This window comes from Allomuricauda sp. XS_ASV26 (assembly GCF_041224615.1).
Taxonomy (GTDB): Bacteria; Bacteroidota; Bacteroidia; order Flavobacteriales; family Flavobacteriaceae; genus Flagellimonas; species Flagellimonas alginolytica.
The window spans coordinates 1-354 of sequence record NZ_JBGFGK010000032.1 but is presented as its reverse complement, the minus strand read 5'-3'; the positions used below and the strand labels follow the sequence as shown (position 1 = coordinate 354).

The following is a 354-nucleotide window of genomic DNA, read 5'->3' as shown; positions in this document are numbered from 1 at the left end:
GGTCCCCCGCCCCCGCAGGTGCAGGGACATATACCTATACCGTGGCCGCAACGGCACCCTGCGCAACAGATGCAACTGCGACCATAACCGTCACAGAACAACAACAGCCCGATGCAGGAAGCGACGACAACCTCGCCATTTGTGAAGGGGACTCCGTCACCGCAGCACAGCTCTTCGCAGCACTGGGGGGAACCCCAGATGCAGGGGGAACATGGTCCCCCGCCCCCGCAGGTGCAGGGACATATACCTATACCGTGGCCGCAACGGCACCCTGCGCAACAGATGCAACTGCGACCATAACCGTCACAGAACAACAACAGCCCGATGCAGGAAGCGACGACAACCTCGCCATTT

The 354-nt window shown here is 61.0% G+C and carries 1 protein-coding gene; it reads left to right on the top strand.

The annotated features are described in order from the left end of the window. The coding region (locus AB9K32_RS12075) for a hypothetical protein (RefSeq protein ID WP_369885332.1) at positions 1-354 on the top strand (354 nt) is incomplete at both ends.